Below are 22,300 nucleotides of genomic sequence, written 5' to 3'. Positions count from 1 at the left end.
CATTTTGGCGGCCAGAGACGATATGCGAAAGGATTGCCCCATGACTTCGAGCCCAGCGCTGAATCCCGCCGTCACCGACTGGAACGGCCCGGACGGCCTGCCCCGCTTCGAGGCGGTCAATGACGGCGATTTCGCTGCATCCTTCGAGGTGGCCCTTGCCGAGCATGAGGGAGAGATCGACGCGATTGCCGGCAATCCGGATGCGCCGACCTTCGACAACACCATCGTCGCACTGGAGATTGCCGGCGATGCACTGTCGCGGGTGTCGTCGTTGTTCTGGAACCGCGCCGGCGCGCATACCAACGACACGATCCAGTCGCTGGAACGGGATATTTCGCCGAGGATGTCGCGCCACTATTCGAAGATCGGCATGAATGCCGCCCTGTTCGCCCGGATCGATGCACTGTGGGAAGGCCGCGAAAAGCTCGGGCTGACACTCGAACAGACCCGCGTGCTGGAACGCCACTGGAAGGGCTTCGTCAAGTCCGGCGCCAAGCTGCCGAAGGCCGAGCAGGAGACGCTGGCAGGGATCAATGAGAAACTGGCAGGCCTCAGCACCCGGTTCGGACAGAACGTTCTGGCCGATGAAAAAGGCTGGTCGTTGATCCTGTCCGACGAACAGGAGCTTGTCGGGCTTCCTGACTTTCTCCGCGATGCCATGGCCTCGGCCGCGCGCGACCGTGGTCAGGACGGCAAGTATGCCGTGACCCTGTCTCGCTCGATCATCGAACCATTCCTGACCTTCTCCGAAAGCCGCGACCTGCGCGAACAGGCATTCAAGGCCTGGGTTGCCCGTGGCGAGAATGCCGGCGAGACCGACAATCGCGGCGTCATCCGCGAAACGCTGGCGTTGCGCAGCGAGATGGCCGGCCTGCTCGGCTATGGCAATTACGCCGAGTTGAAACTCGACAACACGATGGCGAAGACGCCGGCCGCCGTGAACGAACTGCTGCATGCGGTCTGGAAGAAAGCCGTGACGCGCGCTCGCGAGGAAGAGGCCGATATCGCCAAACTCATTGCCGACGACGGCAAGAACCACGATGTCATGCCCTGGGACTGGCGCTTCTACGCAGAACGCATTCGTTCGCAGAAATTCAATTTCTCCGAAGCCGAGCTGAAACCCTACCTGCAGCTCGAAAAGATCATCGAAGCCTGCTTCGACGTCGCCAACCGGCTGTTCGGCCTCAAGGCCGTCGAGAAGAAAGGCATCGTCGCCTATCATCCCGACGTGCGGGTCTATGAGATCCGCGATGCCGACGACACATTGATTGCGCTGTTCATGGGCGATTATTTCGCCCGCGAATCGAAGCGGTCCGGGGCCTGGATGAGCGCCTTCCAGTCGCAACACAAGCTGCCGCTCAAGAACGGCAGGACCGGTGAACTGCCGATCATCTACAATGTCTGCAACTTCGCCAAACCCGCCGAGGGAAAACCGGCACTGCTGTCGCTGGACGACGCCCGCACGCTGTTCCACGAATTCGGCCACGCGCTGCACGGCATGCTGTCGGATGTGACCTATCCGTCGGTCTCCGGCACGTCCGTCTCCCGCGATTTCGTCGAGCTTCCCTCGCAGCTCTACGAGCACTGGCTGACGGTCCCGGCGATTCTCAAGCAATATGCCGTGCATTTCCAGACCGGCGAGCCGATCCCGCAAGCCCTGCTCGACAAGGTTCTGGCCGCCCGCACGTTCAATGCCGGCTTCAACACGGTGGAGTTCACCTCGTCGGCAATCGTCGACATGGCGTTCCACACCCGTGGCCCCATCGACGATCCGATGGCGGTTCAGGCCGAGATTCTGGCCGAACTCGACATTCCGAAATCACTCGTGATGCGTCACGCCTCTCCGCATTTCCAGCATATCTTCGCCGGCGGCTATTCGGCCGGCTACTATTCCTACATGTGGTCGGAAGTGCTGGATGCCGACGCCTTCGCTGCCTTCGAGGAAACCGGCGACGCCTTCAGCCCGCAAATGGCAAGGAAGCTCAAGGACAACATCTATTCCGTCGGCGGCTCCATCGACCCGGAAGACGCCTACAAGGCCTTCCGTGGCAAGCTGCCAAGCCCGGACGCGATGCTGGCCAAGAAGGGCCTTGCGATCACGGAGGAACTGGCGGGTTCGGACGCGTAGGCGGCCAGCAGTCACCAATCGGTCATCAAACCGTTGGAATAGATTCACTCAACTGTAAACGAACTGACACCGGCTTCGCTAAAGGTCCGGCTTGGGATTCTCCTGATTCCCAAGATCGAACCGGAGGCAGATTTGGCCAGTTTCCAGGACACAGTGACCCGCCGCTCGTTTCTGCTCTCGGCAGGTGCTGCGGGCTTTGCGGCGACATCGGTGCTGGCAACACCCTTTTATGCGCGCAATTTCGGGAGGCCGGTCTTCACCCATGGCGTCCAGTCCGGCGACGTCGACACCAAGTCCGGAATGATCTGGACCCGGGCCGACCGCCCGTCTCGCATCGCCGTCGAATGTTCGACGACCGAAAGCTTTTCCGCGCCCACCCTGCTGCCATCCGTCGATGCCCTGCCCGGCAGTGATTTCGCCGTGAAAATGTTGCTCGACGACCTTCTGCCGGATCAGGACATTTTCTACCGCTTCACCGCGACCGATCTCTACGACAGCAACAGCGTGTCCGAGCCGATCACCGGAAGGTTCCGTACGGCGCCGCTGCGCCGCCACTCGATCCGCTTCGCCTGGTCGGGCGACACCGCAGGCCAGGGCTGGGGCATCGACGATGTCGGCATGAAGACCTATTCGACGATGCAATTGCACGAGCCGGATTTCTTTATCCATTCCGGCGATACGATCTATGCCGACAATCCGATTCCAGACGAGATCACGCTCCGGGACGGCGGCATCTGGAAGAACCGGATCGTCACGCCGGAAAAGCGCGAAGTGGCCCGCACGCTCGACGAATATCGCGGCCAGTGGAAATACAACCTGCTCGACGACCACGTCCGCGCCCTGAATGCCGTCTGCCCGACCTTCTACCAGTGGGACGATCATGAGGTGCTGAACAACTGGTCAGCCTCGACGGATCTGAGGGACGATCCCCGTTATCCGGAAAAGGATGTCTCCGTCTACACCAACCGCGCCATGCGGGCCTTCCAGGAAATGACGCCGATCCGCACGATCGCCGCGCAGCCCGGCCGAATCTTCCGCAAGATCCCCTATGGCCGGTTGCTCGACGTGTTCTTCGTCGATTTGCGCTCCTATCGCGACGCCAACCAGGGCGGCGACGGCGATCTGTTCGGCTGGCGGCAGGCGGACTGGCTGAAGCGCGAACTCGCCGCCTCGAAGGCCACATGGAAGGTGATTGCCTGCGACATGCCGATCGGCCTCGTCGTCTGGGATGATTTCAGCCATCGTCGGGGATCCGACGCCATTGCCAATGGCGACAATGGTCAGCCGCAGGGCCGCGAAAGGGAATTCGCCGACATCCTGCGTTTCATCCGGGACAATGCCATCGAAAACATCGTCTGGCTGACGGCCGATGTGCATTACACAGCCGCTCATCACTACGATCCCGCCCGCGCCGCCTTCAAGGACTTCCTGCCCTTCTGGGAATTCGTGTCCGGCCCTCTGCATTCGGGCACCTATGGCCCGAAGGAACTGGACATGACCTTCGGCCCGGATGTGCGCTTCATCAAGGCGTCAGGCACCGGCATCGACCAGAATCTGCCGCCCTCCGCCGGACTGCAATTCTTCGGTCTCGTCGACATCAACGGCCAGACGGAGCAGATGACCGTCAGGCTGATGGACCGGGACGACCGTGAACTCTGGCAGATCACCCTCGATCCGGCCGGAAATTCGGTCTGAAACCGCCTATGGATTTACCGTCTCTCAAGACTTTCCGGCCTGCCCCCTTTCGCAAATGCAAAAAAACCTGTATTAGCGCGGCCATTGAAGATGCGGCGTGCCCCGGATACGCCCGAAACCTCCGAGATTCACAACATGAAAATGCGCAACATCGCGATCATCGCACACGTTGACCATGGGAAAACCACCCTCGTCGACGAACTCCTGAAGCAGTCGGGGTCCTTCCGCGACAACCAGCGCACGGCCGAGCGCATGATGGACAGCAACGATCTCGAAAGAGAGCGCGGCATCACCATCCTGGCTAAGGCCACCTCGATCGACTGGAAGGGCGTCCGCATCAACATCGTCGACACCCCCGGCCACGCCGACTTCGGCGGTGAAGTCGAGCGTATCCTGTCGATGGTGGACGGCGCGATCGTTCTGGTCGACTCGTCTGAAGGCCCGATGCCGCAGACCAAGTTCGTCGTCTCCAAGGCGCTGAAGGTCGGCCTTCGCCCGATCGTCGCGATCAACAAGATCGACCGCCCGGACGGCCGCCACGAGGAAGTCATCAACGAAGTCTTCGACCTCTTCGCCAATCTCGACGCCACCGACGAACAACTCGACTTCCCGATCCTCTACGGTTCGGGCCGTAACGGCTGGATGAACGTCAATCCGGAAGGTCCGAAGGAAGAAGGTCTGGCACCGCTTCTCGACCTCGTCCTGAAGCACGTTCCGGAGCCGAGCGTCGGCGACGAGGACGGCGCCTTCCGCATGATCGGCACGATCCTGGAAGCCAACCCCTTCCTCGGCCGTATCATCACCGGTCGCATCCATTCCGGCTCGATCAAGCCGAACCAGTCGGTCAAGGTTCTCGGCCAGGACGGCAAGCTCATTGAAACCGGCCGTATCTCGAAGATCCTCGCCTTCCGCGGCATCGAGCGTACGCCGATCGACGAAGCGCATGCAGGCGACATCGTCGCCATCGCCGGCCTGTCCAAGGGCACGGTCGCCGACACGTTCTGCGATCCCTCGGTCACCGAGGCGCTGCACGCCCAGCCGATCGACCCACCGACCGTCACCATGTCCTTCATCGTCAACGACAGCCCGCTGGCCGGCACCGAAGGCGACAAGGTCACGAGCCGCGTCATCCGCGATCGCCTGTTCAAGGAAGCTGAAGGCAACGTCGCGCTGAAGATCGAAGAAGCCGAGGGCAAGGATTCGTTCTACGTGTCCGGTCGCGGCGAATTGCAGCTCGCCGTTCTCATCGAGACCATGCGCCGCGAAGGCTTCGAGCTTGCCGTATCGCGTCCGCGCGTCGTCATGCACAAGGACGAAGCCACCGGCCAGATGCTGGAGCCGATCGAAGAAGTCGTTGTCGACGTCGACGAGGAATATTCCGGCGTCGTCGTCCAGAAGATGTCCGAGCGCAAGGCCGAGATGGCCGAGCTTCGCCCCTCCGGCGGCAACCGCGTTCGCCTGAAATTCTTCGCGCCGACCCGCGGCCTGATTGGCTACCAGTCGGAACTCCTGACCGACACGCGCGGCACGGCGATCATGAACCGCCTGTTCCACGAATATCAGCCCTACAAGGGCGATATCGGCGGTCGCGTTCAGGGCGTCCTGCTCTCCAACGACGCCGGCGAATCCGTTGCCTATGCCATGTTCAACCTGGAAGATCGCGGCCCGATGATCATCGACGTCGGCGAGAAGGTCTATGCCGGCATGATCATCGGCATTCACACGCGCGACAACGACCTCGAAGTCAATGTCCTGAAGGGCAAGAAGCTCACCAACATGCGCGCCTCGGGCAAGGACGAAGCCGTCAAGCTGACCCCGCCGATCCGCATGACGCTCGACCGCGCGCTCTCCTGGATCCAGGACGACGAACTGGTCGAAGTGACGCCGAAAAACATCCGCCTGCGCAAGATGTACCTCGACTCGAACGACCGCAAGCGTTTCGAAAAGTCGCGCGGCGCTGCATAAGCAATAGCCTTGAGCTGAAAATCAAAGGGCGCAGCGACACCGGTCGCTGCGCCCTTTTTCGTTTTGCGGGTGTATCAGGATTTCAGCACGCCGCTCTTCTGCGCCGTCCAGGTGGCGATATAGTCCATCAGGGCGTTGTTCAGGCAATCGGACGGGGTGAGCCCCAGTTCCGTCAGACGCGCCCGGATCGCCGGCATGTCGGCCGGGTCGGTGCCGGATTCGATGATCGAGGAAACGAAGGCGGCAAAACCGGGCGGCGACCAGCCATCCTGCTCGAAACGTTCCGGATGAATGAAATCCAGCCCCTGGAAGGGGTGTTCCCGTTCCACCGGACCGTACATATGGACACCGCAGCCCTTGCAGGCATGGCGCTGGATCAGCGCCGCCTTGTCGACCACATAGAGCTTGTCGCCATTCTCCAACACGGTGATCTTGTCATGCGGGGCAACGGCGACGACAGAAAACGTCGCGCCGGCCGGTTTCCAGCATTTGGTGCAGCCACAGGCATGGTTATGCGCCACGTCGCCGTCGACCTTGACACGCACGGGCCTGTCGGCGCATTCGCAAACCAGGACGCCGCCTGTGAAGCTTCCGGAAGCCTTCCGGATGCCTCGGTCCAGCAACGGATGTAGAGAAACAGTTCCTGCCATTATCTCCTCCCTTGCCGGTTATCGCATCGCCCCCCGTGCCGGCAGATCACGGCAGGACGCCTCGCCGACAGCATAGCACGATGGCGGGAAGAGTCTTCCTGCCATCGTGGACCGCCTCGCCCGCAGGAAGTCCAGCGCTGTCGATAGTCCTGCGATTACCGATCTCGACGGGATTGGATTTCCGACGGGGTATGTCCGTGGCAAGGATGCTTGCCCCAATACTTGCCGAATGATGGTGCAGTCAGCGCGGGTCGTGCGGCCTTTCCGGCCAGCGCGACGACTTCAGCGGTGAAACGAAAAAGCCCCGTCATCGCTGACAGGGCTTTTGAAGTCTGGCACCGAAGCCGGTGCTTATGCGGCTTCTTCCTGCGCATCGTCTTCTTCGACGGCCTTGCCGCGCTTCGGACCCTTATTCAGGTTGACCTCGACGAGACGGACAGCTTCCGTTTCCGACATCTTGTTCACGGCTGCGATTTCGCGCGCCATGCGATCAAGGGCAGCTTCGTAAAGCTGGCGTTCGGAGTAGGACTGTTCCGGCTGGTTTTCAGCGCGGTAGAGGTCGCGGACGACTTCAGCGATCGAGATCAGGTCACCGGAATTGATCTTGGCATCATATTCCTGCGCACGGCGGGACCACATGGTCCGCTTGACGCGAGCCCTGCCCTGGACGACCTTCAATGCACGCTCGACGAAATCGGTTTCGGACAGCTTGCGCATGCCAATGGAAACGGCCTTGGCAACCGGCACCTTGAGGCGCATCTTGTCCTTCTCGAAATCGATCACAAAAAGTTCGAGCGACATGCCCGCAACCACCTGCTCTTCGATTGCAACGATTTGTCCGACACCATGGGCCGGATAAACGATCGATTCACCGATCTTGAATCCATGGCGTGTCGAAGATTTTTTCTGCTGGGTCGTCATTCGTTTCAAAAACTCCCTGTTACGCTCCCGGCGGGGTCGCCGGAAGCCGGGTCAGTCAGGCCCGGAATGGACGGGGGCACCGTCGGGTGACTCCATGCTGATCCGTTCCAACGGTCGTCAAATCGATCTTCTGCGGGACGATCACACACATGCAACAGAGGTTGCGTATTTGGGGTCAACCGCGCCGTGGGACTCTTTTGCTTTCGTGATGGTTTTTCGAGCACGCGCAGTGCCGCGATGTGGATCAGTATTCAGACCCTATCATAAAAATCTGCGGAAATCAATAATTTGCTTTACAACGGGGAAGAACCCCAACCAGCCCGTCACGGACATGGTTAAGCCATGATTCCCCCAATTTCGCCATTTTTTGCAGCCGGGAGAATCAACCCGCAACCGGCCGCCTCGAAACCCTGCCGCGTCAGTCGCCCTGGCCAGGTTTTGGCGAAAAATACTTCTCGTACTTGCCTTCGACGCCATCCATTTCCTTGGCTTCCGGCATCTCGTCACGCTTGACGGTGATGTTGGGCCATTGCGTGGCGAATTCGGCGTTGACTTTCAGCCACATGTCGAGACCCGGCTCGGTATCGGGCTTGATGGCACCTGCGGGGCATTCCGGCTCGCAGACACCGCAGTCGATGCACTCGTCCGGATGGATCGCCAGGAAATTCTCTCCCTCATAGAAGCAATCCACCGGACACACTTCAACGCAATCGGTATATTTGCAGCGTATGCAATTGTCGGTCACGACATACGTCATGAGGTACTCCAGCGATTCTCACGTCTGACAGCAGACAGCAACCAAAACTGAAGCCCGCTTGTCCGCATTCGTCAAGATTTCAGCCTGAGGACACCTTTTGCGGCGCAGCAGGGCTGCTCTTTGACCCGTGAGGTAAAGGCTTTGCCCCGCCTTTGCAAGAATAATCCATGCGTCAAATCGGTCGCTGGAGGGACAGTTTTCTAATCCCTGTTTCTAGTCCTCTTGCCAACCCGGCCGAAGCCTGTCCACCTCGCGACGCTCCTTCTTCGTGGGGCGGCCGCTGCCGCGCTCCCGCATGGCCTGCTCGAAGGCGGTGAGTTTTTCTCCCGGCACAACGGGTGGCGTCAGGTCCTCGTAGAGAAGACGGGCTTCCTCATAGGGGCCGCGACGGCTGCCGGGCGCCAGCATACGAACGGTCGTGTCGCGCCGGTCGGACGCGAGCACCACGACGTCGCCAGATTTCAGCATATGGGAGGGTTGGGTAACGCGGGCCTCATTGACCCGGATATCGCCAGCCTCGATCGCCTTCTGGGCGATCGAGCGGGACTTTGTCAGCCGCGTGAAAAACAGCCATTTGTCGAGACGCTGGCGGAAAACCGGCAGGGACTGAGGCTGCTTTTCGGCCATGGCATTACTTCTTCATCTGCTCCTTGAGCGCAGCGAGCTTGGCGAACGGTGAATCCGGATCCAGTGGCTTTTCCTTGCGCGGCGGGCGGGCTTCGAACTTGGCAGCCTGCGGCTTTCCGCCGCGGTCGTTGCGATCCGGCCGATCCTGACGGTCGCCCTTCTCGTGCCGCGGGCCGCCCTGCGGCTTGCCACCATCACGACCCCGATTGCGATCCGGCCGGCCGGCACCGCTCTTGCGGTTGTCGTCGCCACGCGCTTCCCGGCGGCCTTCGCCGTCACGGCGCTGCTCGCCGCCTTCGCGACGCGCTTCGCCTTGCGGCGCACGATTCTGACCACCACGGCGATCGCCCTGCGGACGTCCACCCTGACGCTGGTTGTCGTTGCGGCTGCCCGGACGCCACAGGAGAACCGGCTTGGCCTCGGCGGGCTCGATCGGTTGCACATCCGCTGCCGTCTCGCCGGACGCTTCGGCTTCAACCTGCGGCATCACCGGAGCATCGGTCGACTGTTCGACAGCGGCGGTTGCCGGTGCGGCATCGGCCTCCGGAGCGGAGACCGCTTCGGACGATGGCTCGCCCGGTGCCGATTCCATGGCTGACGGTTCCACGGTTGCCGGCTCGCTGGCAGCAGCTTCCGTCTCTACAGTCTCGACACTCTCCGGCTCGGCAATGCCGTCGGATGCCTGCGCAGACGCCGCGCCGGCTGCCGGGCTGTCCGACGCCGGTTTGGCAGGGCCAGCCTGAGTGGCAAGAAACCTGGTGGCTTCCTCGGCGGTCACGCTGTCAGCGCGATAGCCGAGACCCTTGAGGATTTCTTCCATGTCATCCGGCGTGGCACCCAGGATCGACAGCATCGCCGTCGTCGCCGTGAAGCGGCGGCCGTCATAGGCGCCGTCCGGACGGCTTGTCGTGCCGGGCTTCCACTGCAGCAGCGGGCGAATGAGGTCGGCCAGGCGCTCGAGGATATCGATGCGCACGGCGCGCTTGCCGAGGAACCGGAAGCCGCCGAGCTTGTAGAAGGTCCGCTCGAAGGACGGATCGGTGACCACCGAGGTGCGACCGGCAGCCAGAACCGGGATGAGGTCGCCGTAGCCGGGCTTGTCGAGGCCGTCATTCTTCAGCGCCCAGAGCAGGGTGATGAGTTCGGCCGGCGCCGGCTTCAAAAGGGCCGGCATGAAGATGTGATAGGCGCCGAAGCGGATGCCGTGGCGACGGATCGAGGCGCGTGCCTCCTGATCCAGCGATTTCACGTCATCGGCCACGTCGCGGCGGAACATGACGCCGAGATTTTCCACGAGCTGGAAGGCCAGCCCCTTGGCAAGGCCTTCGAGATCTTCAGCGCGAGAGAGATCGTCGAGCGGCTTCAGCACCGTGGAGATGTGATGATTGACGAAGCGCTCGATGCGGGCCAGCACATGCTCGCGGGCATTGCCCTGCAACTGTTCGTCGGCAAGCAACAGCACGCGCGGACGCATGACATGATCGCTGGCTGCGAGACGGGCCACGGGATCGCCGAGCCAGCGCACAAGCCCGTCCGACGCCAAAGCGAGATCGGCATTGCCGGCGGCATGAAGCCGGGCTGCGCGCGCTTCGAATTCAAGCGCCAGCGCCTTTTGCGCGGCACCCTGCGCCGCACGCGCGTCGAGACCGTCGGCCACAGCCGCCAGCGTGAACCGAAACCCCGCCAATTGTCCCACATGATGACCTTCAACGAAGACATCGCCATTTACACTGATTTCAGCTTCCAACATCGCATTCTCTCTCAGGCGCTTCATGAGCACAGATGTCCTGCGATCAACAAAGCGTTTCGTCAACCTTTCATGTAACGCGTCAGACAATCGATCTTCGATTTCCCGCGTCTTTTCTTGCCAGTGTGTCGGATCGGCAAGCCATCCCGGACGGTTGGACACATAGGTCCATGTCCTGATTTGGGCAATTCTCGCGGACAATGTGTCGATTTCACCGTCCGTATGATCTGCACGACGAACCTGCTCGGCCATGAAATCTTCGTTCACTGTGCCACGGCGGACGAGATCGGCATAGATGGTCGAAATCAGATCGGCATGTTGCGCCGGCGTTATACGCCGATAGTCGGGAAGAGCACAGGCCTCCCAGAGTTTTTCTACACGCTCCGGTGTGGTCGCCACACTGCTCACTTCCGGATAGCGCGAAAGGTAGTCCAGCGCCTGCTGATCAACCGCCGGCAAGGCTCGCGTCAACCCGTGGACGGTCGGCGCTGCATCAAGACTTTTCTTCAATGCAGCGATGGACGCAAAGTTCAGCGCCTTCGAGCGCCACTGCAGGACGCGAACCGGATCGAACTGGTGTGATTCGATCCGGTGGACGAGTTCGTTGTCGAAAGGCTCGACCCGCGAGGTGACGCCGAAGGTTCCGTCGCGCAGGTGACGGCCGGCACGGCCGGCAATCTGCGCCAGTTCGCCCGGGTTCAGGTTGCGGAACTGGTAACCGTCGTATTTGCGGTCCTGGGCGAAGGCGACATGGTCGACATCGAGGTTCAGCCCCATGCCGATGGCGTCCGTGGCCACCAGATATTCGACATCGCCTGCCTGGTAGAGCGCGACCTGCGCATTTCGTGTGCGCGGCGACAAGGCCCCAAGCACCACGGCAGCGCCCCCACGTTGGCGGCGGATCAGTTCGGCGATCGCATAGACCTCCTCGGCCGAGAAGGCGACGATGACCGAGCGCTGCGGCAGGCGGGTAATCTTCTTGGAGCCGGCATAGAGGAGCTGCGACAGGCGGGGACGCTCGACGACGGTAATGCCGGGCAAAAGTTGTTCGAGGATCGGCCGCATGGTCGATGCGCCGAGGAGCAGCGTCTCGACCCGGCCGCGCAGGTGCATCAGCCGGTCGGTGAAGATATGGCCGCGCTCCAGGTCTCCAGCCAGTTGCACCTCGTCGATCGCGACGAAAGCGGCCTTGGTCTCGCGCGGCATGGCCTCGACGGTGCAGACCGAGAACCGCGCCATATGCGGCGTGATCTTTTCTTCCCCGGTGATCAGCGCGACATTGTGGGCGCCGACCTTTTCGACCACCCGCGTATAGACCTCACGCGCCAAAAGCCGCAGCGGCAGGCCGATCACGCCGGATTCGTGCGCAACCATGCGTTCGATCGCGTAATGCGTCTTGCCGGTATTGGTGGGGCCGAGCACCGCGATCACGCCGCGGCCGCTCAAGATCATGGGTTGGTCAGGCACTGTCTCGATCCTGCGCACTTTCAGTCTGCGAAGGCCTTCACGGCGGGGACGCCGCTCTACCGGCAGAGCCACACATGCCCATGCGAGGACACAAACGCAAGGGCAGGTGGCGGTGAAACGATAGAAATGGCACCGGGACCGCGCATTTCCAGCCGCACACGACAAGATTCGGAACAGCAGAGGAACGAATCAGCGACGAATCGCTGACTCCGCCGGATTCAGGATTTGTTCACGGCTAGATGTTGATTTCCAAAGCCGGATTCGCACCACATGCTGAATCGCGCTTGCACCGAGAAATCCTGATCCGAGAACTCTTGGTTGTGGGTGAGATTCAGAATCCAAATATTTGAAAAATCAGGAAAATTTAACCAGCGGGTTCACAACATTGTTGGCAGTGCGCACGATGGCTCGAGACAGAAGGACTGACCCGCGAGACGGCAATTGCCTCGCCGCAGATCCTCTGCCCTACAGGATATGCCCTATCCTTACGCGCCCGGGCATCGGACCGTCTTTCGCGAGGTTCCGATCGCATTCCGAGGCGGCAACTCGGCCGCAAAGCTCCGAAAAACACGCGGCAGAAATGCAGTTTTTTCCGCCTCCATTAACCTTTCAATCAAAACAAGAACGAACAGGCGACGAATCATCGACACAAGCCGTTTCCCGGTTTGTTCACCGCGATATATTGTGTAGAAACAAGTTGTTAACCATAGGAAACAGTGGATAAACTTCCCTCTGCGCGCAACAGCCGTCGCCGGCATTAACCTTTGCCGGACCGCAAAACGGCGCGCGTAAAGGCGCCGCCGGCAGAAAGCACATAAAGACGATCAGACAAAGAACTGGCCGCCATTGGCCGAGATCGTCGAGCCTGTGATGAAGCCGGCATCGTCGGAGGCTAGGAAGACGACGCATCGGGCGATCTCTTCCGGCTCGCCAAGACGGCCGACCGGGATCTGCGGAATGATGCGCTCCGTCAGAACCTTCTCCGGGATCGCCCGGACCATCTCCGTGCCGATATAGCCCGGGCAAATCGCGTTGACGGTAATGCCCTTGGCCGCGCCTTCCTGTGCCAAGGCCTTGGTGAAGCCAAGATCGCCGGCCTTCGATGCGGAATAATTGGACTGGCCCATCTGGCCCTTCTGGCCGTTGATCGAGGAAATGTTGATGACGCGGCCGAAATTGCGGTCGCGCATGCCGGTCCAGACCGGATGCGTCATGTTGAACAGGCCGGTGAGGTTGGTGTCGATGACCGAATTCCACTGTTCCGGTGTCATCTTGTGGAACATGGCGTCGCGCGTGATGCCGGCATTGTTGACCAGCACTTCGACCGGACCGAGATCGGCTTCGACCTTGGCGATGCCGTCGGCGCAGGCCTTGTAATCCGATACATCCCACTTGTAGGTCGCAATGCCGGTTTCCTGCGTGAAGGCCTGCGCTTTCTCGTCATTGCCCGCATAGTTTGCCGCGACCTTGTATCCTGCGGCTTTCAAGGCAATGGAAATTGCCGCGCCGATACCGCGCGACCCGCCGGTGACCAATGCTACCCTGCTCATCGTCTCTTCCCCCGTTTCGTTGCTGATTGCTGACGATATCTGCGCCCAACGGGAGCGCAAACCCTGTTCTTCCGGGTGTTACCGTGAAGCTCGCCCGACGCTAACGCACCGGGCGATCCCAATTGATGACTGAAATCACACGCGCTCGACGCACATGGCAACGCCCATGCCGCCGCCGATACACAGCGTCGCCAGGCCCTTGGACACGCCACGGCGCTTCATTTCGAACAGCAACGTATTCAGCACGCGTGCGCCGGACGCACCGATCGGATGGCCGATGGCAATGGCGCCGCCATTGACGTTGACGATCGACGTATCCCAGCCGAGATCCTTGTTGACCGCACAGGCCTGCGCCGCGAAGGCTTCGTTGGCCTCGACGAGCTGGACATCGGCAACCGACCAGCCGGCCTTTTCCAGCGCCTTGCGCGATGCCGGGATCGGGCCGGTGCCCATGATCTGCGGATCGACGCCGGCGGTGGCCCAGGAGACGATGCGGGCAAGCGGCTGGATGCCACGACGGCTGGCCTCGGCCTCGCTCATCAAAAGCGCCGCGGCCGCGCCGTCATTGAGGCCAGACGCGTTGGCGGCAGTGACGGTGCCTTCCTTGTCGAACGCCGGGCGCAGCTTGGTCATCGATTCCAGCGTGGCGCCGTGGCGGATATATTCGTCCTGATCGACGGTGACGTCGCCCTTGCGGCCCTTGACGATGAAGGGAATGATTTCGTCGGCAAAGCGGCCGGCCTTCTGGGCGGCTTCGGCCTTGTTCTGCGAACCGAGCGCAAACACGTCCTGGTCCTCGCGGGTCAGTTGCCATTTCTTGGCGACGTTCTCCGCCGTCGTTCCCATGTGGTAGCCATAGAACGCGTCCGTCAGGCCGTCCTTGATCATGGTGTCGACCATCTTGAAGTCGCCCATTTTCACGCCACCACGCAGATGCGCACAATGCGGCGCCATCGACATGGATTCCATGCCGCCGGCCACGATGATCTTTGCATCACCGGTTGCAATCTGCTGCATGCCGAGCGCGACGGCGCGCAGGCCAGAACCGCAGAGCTGGTTCATGCCCCAGGCGGTTGCCTCCTGCGGGATACCAGCCTTCATCGCGGCCTGGCGGGCCGGATTCTGCCCTTCGCCGGCGGAGAGAACCTGCCCGAGAATGACCTCATCGACTTCGCCGGCCTCGACGCCGGCACGCTCCAGCACACCCTTGATGACGGCGGCGCCGAGTTCATGCGCGGGTGTGTTGGCAAACGAACCGTTGAACGAACCAACCGCGGTACGGCCCGCGCTGGCGATGACAATGGAGGGGGTGCTCATCCGATATTTCCTCGTTCTTTCTTTCGCAATTGCTAAAGACTGGCAAAGGTCATCGCGCAAGTCAAACGCGATAATGTGACGGTTCGCACCGCTTGGCTGTCACGATCCGGACGAGGGTGAAATTTCGCACCTGCGTCGCCGCATTGCACAAAGAGATTGTCAGAACCGATTTTTTGCGGATACTCTGAAAAACACAATAAAGACGGGAGCATGGGGAGGAGACCCAGATGGCTAAACACGACGGTCAGATCGTAATCAAAAAATACGCCAACCGACGGCTCTACAATACCGGAACAAGCACGTACGTCACGCTCGACGATCTCGCGGTCATGGTGAAAAAGGGAGAGGAATTCACCGTTCAGGACGCGAAATCAGGAGACGACATCACCCACCAGGTCTTGACGCAGATCATTTTCGAACAGGAATCCAAGACCGGCAACACACTGCTGCCGATCCCCTTCCTGCGCCAGCTGATCTCGTTTTATGGCGACCAGATGCAGATGGTCGTGCCGAGCTATCTCGAACATTCGATGCAGGCCTTCACCGACCAGCAGGTGACGATGCGCGAGCAGATCAACAAGGCGTTCGGCGACACGCCGCTCGGCAAGAACCTCTCCGTACCGCTGCAACTGGTGGAAGAGCAGGTCAAGCGCAACACCGACCTGTTCCACCAGGCCATGCAGATGTTCTCCCCCTTCATGGCCGCCACCCCGGCCGCCAAGGAACCGCGCAAGGCGGAAGCCAAGGACATCGACGAGTTGAAGGAACAGCTGCGCGCGCTGCAGACGAAACTGGAAAACCTCGGCTAAGAGCTTAGTGCCGCGCGGCTATTTGAATGGCGCGCGGCAGCTCAACTGCATCAAAGCCCGATCGATACATCCCGGCCGGCGGTGCGCATCGACACCGAGAAACCGGCAATGACGTCGATGAAGCAGATCGTCATCAGGATGAAGAAGACGTGGTTCGCGGCGTTGGCGACCAGCAGAAACTCCATCAGGAAGACGATAAACAGCACCATCGACAGGAGATGATCCAATAGCGCCTTGGAACTGACGCGGGTGGCTTTGAGAATCTCAACGAACAGCAGAAGAAGCGCGATGACGATCACCAGGTCGCCGACGCTCATCGTCCAGACGGCACCGGACAGCATGGTCATCGACAGGATGACGTCTTCGAAAACCGCGACCCCGCCGCTTCCGAGAATGCCGATCATTCCCAGATTGTAGAGAATGAACGGCAGGATCAGCAATGGTGTGGCGGCGATCATCGGCAAGGGCTCCCGGTTGGCGTTCCGGCCTTGGCCGGACATCGATCGATCTTTGCTTACAGCATGGTTCCGGTCAAGAAAATGACCATCGGATCGAGATAGGGCAGCGTTGGCGCAAGACGATCGGAAAATGCCCGATGGCGGCCCTTATTGACCAGCCACCGACAGACAACAGAAAAGGGCCGGCAAAAGCCAGCCCTTTAAAATTCATGCCTGACGGCAACGCTGATTAAGCGGAAGCCTTCGGGGTCAGAACCTGGCGACCGCGATACATGCCGGTCTTCAGGTCGATGTGGTGCGGACGACGCAGTTCACCGGAGTTCTTGTCTTCGATGTAGGTCGGGGTCTTCAGCGCATCGGCGGAGCGGCGCATGCCACGCTTGGACGGGCTTGTTTTTCTTTTCGGTACAGCCATTTCATACTCCACTTATCGGGCAAAACTCTGTTTCGCGGCCAGACCGTTGGCCGGGACAAACAGATGTCAATCTCGGAATTTGCCGGGCTTATACATGCCCCACAGGCGTTTGACCAGTCCCTACCGGCATTTTTTCGTGCCCGCTCCCGAACGCGCGGTTCACGCCTCGTCCTCCGCCACGATCCAGGTCTCCTTCAGCGCCGCTTCCTGCCATTTCTGGAAGGCCGGATGGGTCTTGACCGCATCCATATATTCCAGCGAGACCGGATTGCGCGTGAGGTCATAGACCTCGAACCGATTGACCACCGGCGCGAACATGGCGTCGGCGGCTGTAAAGCGGCCGAACAGGAACGGCCCGCCGGAGCGGGCGACCGCCTCGCGCCAGATCGTCTCGATCCGCTCGACATCGTCCATGACGCCTTCCGGAAGGTCGATCGCCCGCTTTTCGCGGCGAATGTTCATCGGGCAGGCGCCGCGCAACGCCCGGAAGCCGGACAGCATTTCCATGGCATAGCTGCGCGCCACGGCCCGTTCCGCCGAATCCCGCGGCCACAGACCTGCCTCAGGGAAGAGTTCGGCGACATATTCGATGATGGCCAGCGATTCCCAGACACGAACATCGCCATGATGCAGGACGGGAACGCGGCCGGTCGGCGCGATGTCCCTGAATTTCGGATTGCCGTTTTCGAAATCGAAGGGAATGACGACGTCCTCGAACGGGATGCCGCAGGCTTCCAGAGCCATCCAGGGCCGTAGCGACCAGGACGAATAGTTCTTGTTGCCGACATAGAGCGTGAGTTTTGTCATCGGTCTTCCCCATTCTTCACGAAACGAGGCCATGGTATAGATGGCACCGGCCTTTCACCGCCAATGAAAAGACCTGATCTCAATCATAAAGGCATTTGATATATTCACCGGACCGGCCGGCGCGGCGCTCGATCAGCGATGCCAGCCGCTTCAGGCCACGACCCGGCTTGCCTGCGTTGCGCTCGAACGGATTGGGCAGGGAGACCGCCAGAAGGGCAGCCTGCCTTCGCGTCAGCTTGGCGGCCGAGACGCCGAAATGATGCTGGGCGGCCGCTTCCGCGCCATAGATGCCCGGCCCCCATTCGGCGACGTTGAGATAGAGTTCCATCATCCGCCGCTTGCTCCAGACGAAGTCCGCGGCAAGTGCCAGCGGCAGTTCCATCGCCTTGCGCAGGAAGGAGCGGCCGTTCCAGAGAAACAGATTCTTGGCCGTCTGCATCGGGATGGTCGAGGCACCGCGCGTCGATTCCCCTTCAAGCGCATCGTTGACGACCCCGCGCATCTGCACCCAGTCGACCCCGTCATGAATGCAGAACTGGCCGTCTTCCGACATCATCACCGACTGCACCAGATTGGGCGAGATCTGGTCGAAGGACACCCATTGTCTGTCATAACCGTGCAACAGCACGAGATCGCGCAGCATCAGCGTCGAAATCGGGTGGATGGCGCTCGGCATGTAGAGGACGATCAACAGATAGGGCAGGAGGACCAGGCCGACCAGCAGCAGGAGCAGCTTGTGCCAGCGCCGCTGGAGCGTCTGCATCCACCCTTGCAAACGGCGACCACGCGAGCCTGTCACTGGCACGTCGTCCTCCTCACGCGTTTCCGGTACGATGTCCAATCTTTGAAGCGCCCGCCTGAATGATCCCAGATTTCTCTTAGAGCAAGAGCGGCCGGAATTGAACGTCTTTTCGCAAATTGTGCCCGGTCCAGGCCTGGAAGGTTGCCGAGCGCCGCCCGATCGGCAAAATCCAATTGCCAGAGCGCGCGCAGTCGTGCCAAAGAGCGCCGCATGAGCGACCATTCCGCATCCTTCGAAGCCCGCCTGAAGACCCGTGCTACCGCCGTGGAAGCCTGTCTTGCCGGCATTCTCGGCGAGGCCACGCAGCAAGACGAGATCGCCCGCCCCGCCCCCCTGCTCGCAGCCATGCGCCACGGCCTGCTCAACGGCGGAAAGCGACTGCGGCCGTTCCTGGTGATGGAAAGCACGGCGCTCCTGGGCGGTGACCCGGAAGCGGCCTTGCGGATCGCCGCGGCGCTCGAATGCGTTCACAGCTATTCGCTGGTGCATGACGACCTGCCGGCCATGGACGACGACGATCTGCGACGCGGCCAGCCGACCGTGCACATCGCCCATGGCGAGGCGAATGCGATCCTTGCCGGCGACAGCCTGCTGACACTCGCCTTCGATATCATAGCCGCGCCGGAAACCAACCTGCCCGACCGGCAAAAGACCGACCTGGTGCTGGCGCTGGCCCGCGCCGCAGGTATCGGCGGCATGGCCGGCGGCCAGGCCCTGGATCTGGCGGCGGAAGGCTGCGTGCTGGACGAGGCCGGCATCACCACTCTCCAGGCGATGAAGACCGGTGCGCTCATCCGCTTTGCCTGCGAGGCCGGAGCCATCATCGCCGCTGGCAGCGCCGACGAGCGTCGCCTGATGCGAAAGTATGGCGAAACCGTCGGTCTCGCCTTCCAGCTTGCCGACGACCTGCTCGACCTGACGGCGGATGCGGAAACCATGGGCAAGGCGACCGGCAAGGACGCCGCCCGCGGCAAGGGCACGCTGGTCTCTCTGCGCGGGCAGGAATGGGCGGAAACCCGTCTGGCAGCACTGGTGGCGGATGCCGCGGCGCTGCTGGAGCCGTTTGGGGAGCGTGCAGATGTGCTCACCGAAACGGCGCGTTTCGTGGCCGATCGTAGTCATTGAATAGGGCCTGACACGGCCGACCGTCCTTGATCTTCACCATCCAAGTTGGGCAAATATGGACGCCGGAATTGTCACCACAACAAGATTGCACATTCTCTTTGCCGACGCTTCGGGCAAGATGCCGGCTGTCGCGCCTCGGAGAAGCTGAATGTCCAACCTTCTGCCCTACCTGCCGCAGCTGGTGGTTGCCTGGGGTGCGTATATCATCGCCACGGTCTCGCCCGGGCCGGCGATCGTCGCGATCATATCCACTTCGATCAGCCGTGGCCGGGCTGGCGGACTGGCGCTGGCGGCGGGTGTGCTGACGGGTTCCTACACCTGGGCCATGCTGGCCGCCGCCGGGCTTTCGGCGCTGATCCGCAGCTATGGCAATGCGCTCTTCGTCCTGAAGATCGCCGGCGGGCTCTATCTGCTCTGGCTCGCCTTCAAGGCTTTGAAGGCGGCGCTGCGCAAGGAGGCGGAAAGCGTTTTATCGCTCGATAGGCAGCCGCCGTCGCTTCGTCGCCTCTATCTCAAAGGCCTCGGCATCCACCTCACGAACCCGAAGGCCATCTTTTCCTGGCTGACGCTGGTTTCGCTTGGCACGCCGCAGGATGCACCGCATGTCATGCCGGTGCTGATTGGCGGCTGCATGCTGCTCGGCTTCATCATCTTCATGGGGTTTGCGCTGCTGTTCTCGATCGAGCCGGTTCATCGCGGCTATAAAAAAGCGCGGCGCGGCATCGAGACCGCGATGGCCGGCTTCTTCGCGCTTGCCGGCTTCAAGCTTCTGACGGCAAAGCTGTAGATTATTCGGCGGCGGCCTGTCCCTGGCCGAAGCGCTTCTCGATATAGTCGCCGACCAACGCCTCGAAATCGCCGGCAATATTGGTGCCGCGGATCGTCAGCGCCTTCTTGCCGTCGATATAGACGGGTGCGGCCGGCAGTTCGCCGGTGCCGGGCAGCGAAATACCGATATCGGCATGCTTGCTTTCGCCGGGGCCATTGACGATGCAGCCCATGACGGCGACCTTCAGGCCCTCGACGCCCGGATATTTCTGCCGCCAGACAGGCATGTTGCGGCGGATATCGCCCTCGATCTTCTGCGCCAGTTCCTGGAACACCGTCGAGGTGGTGCGGCCGCAGCCCGGGCAGGCGGCGACGACCGGAATGAACTGGCGGAAACCCATGACCTGCAGCAGTTCCTGCGCCACCTGCACCTCCCGGGTGCGGTCGCCGCCGGGCTCCGGGGTGAGCGAAATGCGGATCGTGTCGCCGATGCCCTGTTGCATCAGGATGCCGAGCGAAGCGGCGGAGGAGACGATACCCTTCGAGCCCATGCCGGCTTCTGTGAGCCCCAGATGCAGCGCATGGTTGGAGCGCGCCGACAGCATCGAATAACAGGCGATCAGATCCTGCACGTTCGACACCTTGGCCGACAGGATGATGCGATTGCGCGGCAGGCCGATTTCTTCGGCGAGTTCCGCCGAGATCAGCGCCGACTGGACGATGGTTTCGCGCATCACCTGGCTGGCCGTCAGCGGAAAACCCTTGGCCTGGTTGTCGTCCATCAGCCTGGTCAACAGTTCCTGGTCAAGCGAACCCCAGTTGACGCCGATGCGCACCGGCTTGTCGAACTCGATCGCCTTCTCGATGATCTCGGCGAACTGCTTGTCCTTCTTGGCCTTGAAGCCGACATTGCCGGGATTGATGCGGTATTTCGCCAGTGCCTCGGCGCAGGCCGGATGATCGGCCAGCAGCTTGTGGCCGATATAGTGGAAATCGCCAATCAACGGCACGTCGAGACCGAGCCGCTCGAGGCGCTCGCGGATCTTCGGCACGGCGGCGGCGCTTTCGTCGCGATCGACGGTGATGCGCACCAGTTCGGAACCGGCCCTATGAAGCGCGGCAACCTGTGCCACGGTCGCGTCGATATCGGCCGTATCCGTATTGGTCATCGACTGAACGACGACCGGCGCCGAGCCGCCGACGATCACACCGCCGACATCGACGGCGACGGACGCCCGGCGCGGCTGCGGTTCGTAATCGAAGGACGAAGACATGGACGCCTCTTGGAGATGGTGCGGCAACTCGCTTTCAGGTGGATGACGAAAGCGGAGATGTCAACGGCAAGATCATTTCTTGACGGCGAATTGATGGCCCGCGACCGTCAGGTCGGCCCGGCCTGCGATCAATGGCCGCCCCTATGGTCGGCATGGACGGCATGATGCGAGAGGATCAGCACGACGATGAACAGGATCGGAATGCAGGCGAAGATGATCGCAAAGCCGGTATGCTCGCCGATGAAGCCGATCAGTGACGGGGCAAACAGCATGCCGGAATAGCCCATGAAGGTTGCGATCGAGAGGCCGATGCCAGGCGCCAGCCCCGGCATGTTGCCGGCCGCCGAAAAAGCGATCGGCACCATGTTGGAAATGCCGATACCGGCAAGCGCGAAGCCGAGGATCGCCAGGGGCGCATTCGGCGCCAGCCCCGAGAGAACGAGGCCGACCAGCGCCGTCACGGTGCAGACGCGCAACGTCTTGACGGCCCCGAACCGATCGCGGACGTGATCGCCGGCGAAGCGCATGATCGCCATGGTCGCCGAGAAGGCGGCAAAGCCGAAGCCGGACAGCGCGACGGAGGCGCCGAGCTCGTTGCGCAGGTAAAGCGCGCCCCAATCCAGCACTGAGCCTTCCGGCACCATCGAGAACAGGGCGACGAGACCGATCAGCCACGGCAGCGGCGTCAGCGGCAGGCGCAGCTTCTGCTTTGCCGTATCGGGGTGTGGCTGATCGTGCAGCATCATCGGCCAGGCGATGGCAACCAGCGAGAAGCAGACGATGGTGGCGAAGATCGCATGCGGCAACACGCCGAAATTCGCCATGAGCAGGCCGCCCGCGGCCGAACCCAAAAGCCCGCCAAGGCTCCAATAGGCGTGGCAGGACGACATGATCGCCCGCCGCATGGATTTTTCCACCTCGACCGCATTGGCGTTCATCGCCACATCCATGGCGCCGACGAAGCCGCCAAGCAGGAACAGGGCGGCGGCAGACGTCCACACATTGGGCATCAGCGTCA

The 22,300-nt window shown here is 61.5% G+C and carries 19 protein-coding genes; 6 read left to right on the top strand and 13 right to left on the bottom strand.

Annotated elements, in window-relative coordinates; all coding sequences use genetic code 11:
- Window positions 1-40: 40 nt before the first annotated feature.
- From VL202_RS04540 to typA, 3 genes are all read left to right on the top strand, one after another.
- Window positions 41-2,128, top strand: a complete 2,088-nt coding sequence (locus VL202_RS04540) for a M3 family metallopeptidase (protein WP_325462979.1) — start codon at window positions 41-43, stop codon at window positions 2,126-2,128.
- A 132-nt stretch (window positions 2,129-2,260) separates the two neighbouring features.
- Entirely contained in the window at window positions 2,261-3,823 is a 1,563-nt protein-coding gene (locus tag VL202_RS04535) for an alkaline phosphatase D family protein (RefSeq protein ID WP_325462978.1), read from the top strand.
- A 135-nt stretch (window positions 3,824-3,958) separates the two neighbouring features.
- On the top strand, window positions 3,959-5,788 hold the full coding sequence (gene typA, locus VL202_RS04530) for a translational GTPase TypA (RefSeq protein WP_325462977.1): 1,830 nt from the start codon (window positions 3,959-3,961) through the stop codon (window positions 5,786-5,788).
- Between the two features lie 74 nt (window positions 5,789-5,862).
- Here typA and gfa read toward each other — a convergent pair whose 3' ends face one another.
- The 7 genes from gfa to VL202_RS04490 form a co-directional block, all read right to left on the bottom strand.
- Window positions 5,863-6,438: an S-(hydroxymethyl)glutathione synthase gene (gene gfa, locus VL202_RS04525; RefSeq protein ID WP_325462976.1), complete on the bottom strand. Its 576-nt coding sequence runs from the start codon at window positions 6,436-6,438 to the stop codon at window positions 5,863-5,865.
- A gap of 351 nt (window positions 6,439-6,789) precedes the next feature.
- On the bottom strand, window positions 6,790-7,359 hold the full coding sequence (locus tag VL202_RS04515) for a CarD family transcriptional regulator (RefSeq protein ID WP_325462975.1): 570 nt from the start codon (window positions 7,357-7,359) through the stop codon (window positions 6,790-6,792).
- 418 nt (window positions 7,360-7,777) lie between these two features.
- Entirely contained in the window at window positions 7,778-8,116 is a 339-nt protein-coding gene (gene fdxA / locus VL202_RS04510; RefSeq protein WP_325462974.1) for a ferredoxin FdxA, read from the bottom strand.
- A 213-nt stretch (window positions 8,117-8,329) separates the two neighbouring features.
- A complete protein-coding gene (locus VL202_RS04505; RefSeq protein WP_325462973.1) occupies window positions 8,330-8,743 on the bottom strand; it encodes an RNA-binding S4 domain-containing protein in 414 nt (137 codons plus the stop codon).
- A gap of 4 nt (window positions 8,744-8,747) precedes the next feature.
- A complete protein-coding gene (locus VL202_RS04500; protein WP_325463000.1) occupies window positions 8,748-11,942 on the bottom strand; it encodes a helicase-related protein in 3,195 nt (1,064 codons plus the stop codon).
- An 839-nt stretch (window positions 11,943-12,781) separates the two neighbouring features.
- A complete protein-coding gene (locus VL202_RS04495; RefSeq protein ID WP_325462972.1) occupies window positions 12,782-13,507 on the bottom strand; it encodes a beta-ketoacyl-ACP reductase in 726 nt (241 codons plus the stop codon).
- A gap of 135 nt (window positions 13,508-13,642) precedes the next feature.
- Window positions 13,643-14,824 carry an acetyl-CoA C-acetyltransferase gene (locus VL202_RS04490; protein ID WP_325462971.1) on the bottom strand — a complete coding sequence of 394 codons (1,182 nt, stop codon included), beginning with the start codon at window positions 14,822-14,824 and terminating at the stop codon, window positions 13,643-13,645.
- Window positions 14,825-15,051: 227 nt separating this feature from the next.
- On the opposite strand from VL202_RS04490, the gene phaR reads away from it, so the two are divergent.
- A complete protein-coding gene (gene phaR / locus VL202_RS04485) occupies window positions 15,052-15,633 on the top strand; it encodes a polyhydroxyalkanoate synthesis repressor PhaR (RefSeq protein WP_325462970.1) in 582 nt (193 codons plus the stop codon).
- 50 nt (window positions 15,634-15,683) lie between these two features.
- Here phaR and VL202_RS04480 read toward each other — a convergent pair whose 3' ends face one another.
- From VL202_RS04480 to mtgA, 4 genes are all read right to left on the bottom strand, one after another.
- On the bottom strand, window positions 15,684-16,091 hold the full coding sequence (locus VL202_RS04480; protein ID WP_325462969.1) for a hypothetical protein: 408 nt from the start codon (window positions 16,089-16,091) through the stop codon (window positions 15,684-15,686).
- 229 nt (window positions 16,092-16,320) lie between these two features.
- Window positions 16,321-16,506, bottom strand: a complete 186-nt coding sequence (gene rpmF, locus VL202_RS04475; protein ID WP_037097119.1) for a 50S ribosomal protein L32 — start codon at window positions 16,504-16,506, stop codon at window positions 16,321-16,323.
- 159 nt (window positions 16,507-16,665) lie between these two features.
- Window positions 16,666-17,313 carry a glutathione S-transferase family protein gene (locus VL202_RS04470; protein ID WP_325462968.1) on the bottom strand — a complete coding sequence of 216 codons (648 nt, stop codon included), beginning with the start codon at window positions 17,311-17,313 and terminating at the stop codon, window positions 16,666-16,668.
- 79 nt (window positions 17,314-17,392) lie between these two features.
- Window positions 17,393-18,076 (bottom strand): monofunctional biosynthetic peptidoglycan transglycosylase, encoded by a 684-nt coding sequence (gene mtgA, locus VL202_RS04465; RefSeq protein ID WP_414692802.1) that lies wholly within the window; start codon window positions 18,074-18,076, stop codon window positions 17,393-17,395.
- Window positions 18,077-18,325: 249 nt separating this feature from the next.
- Between mtgA and VL202_RS04460 the strand changes: the two genes are divergently transcribed.
- Window positions 18,326-19,240 carry a farnesyl diphosphate synthase gene (locus VL202_RS04460; RefSeq protein ID WP_325462966.1) on the top strand — a complete coding sequence of 305 codons (915 nt, stop codon included), beginning with the start codon at window positions 18,326-18,328 and terminating at the stop codon, window positions 19,238-19,240.
- Window positions 19,241-19,388: 148 nt separating this feature from the next.
- Window positions 19,389-20,027: a LysE family translocator gene (locus VL202_RS04455; protein ID WP_325462965.1), complete on the top strand. Its 639-nt coding sequence runs from the start codon at window positions 19,389-19,391 to the stop codon at window positions 20,025-20,027.
- A 1-nt stretch (window position 20,028) separates the two neighbouring features.
- Here VL202_RS04455 and ispG read toward each other — a convergent pair whose 3' ends face one another.
- Window positions 20,029-21,282, bottom strand: a complete 1,254-nt coding sequence (ispG, locus tag VL202_RS04450) for a flavodoxin-dependent (E)-4-hydroxy-3-methylbut-2-enyl-diphosphate synthase (RefSeq protein WP_325462964.1) — start codon at window positions 21,280-21,282, stop codon at window positions 20,029-20,031.
- 128 nt (window positions 21,283-21,410) lie between these two features.
- Window positions 21,411-22,300 (bottom strand): MFS transporter (locus VL202_RS04445; RefSeq protein WP_325462963.1); only part of this gene is annotated, 890 nt, incomplete at its 5' end.

This window comes from Pararhizobium sp., assembly GCF_035497515.1.
Taxonomy (GTDB): domain Bacteria; phylum Pseudomonadota; class Alphaproteobacteria; order Rhizobiales; family Rhizobiaceae; genus Pararhizobium.
Note: the sequence above shows the minus strand (reverse complement) of the source record. Positions and strands in the feature narration are given on the sequence as shown.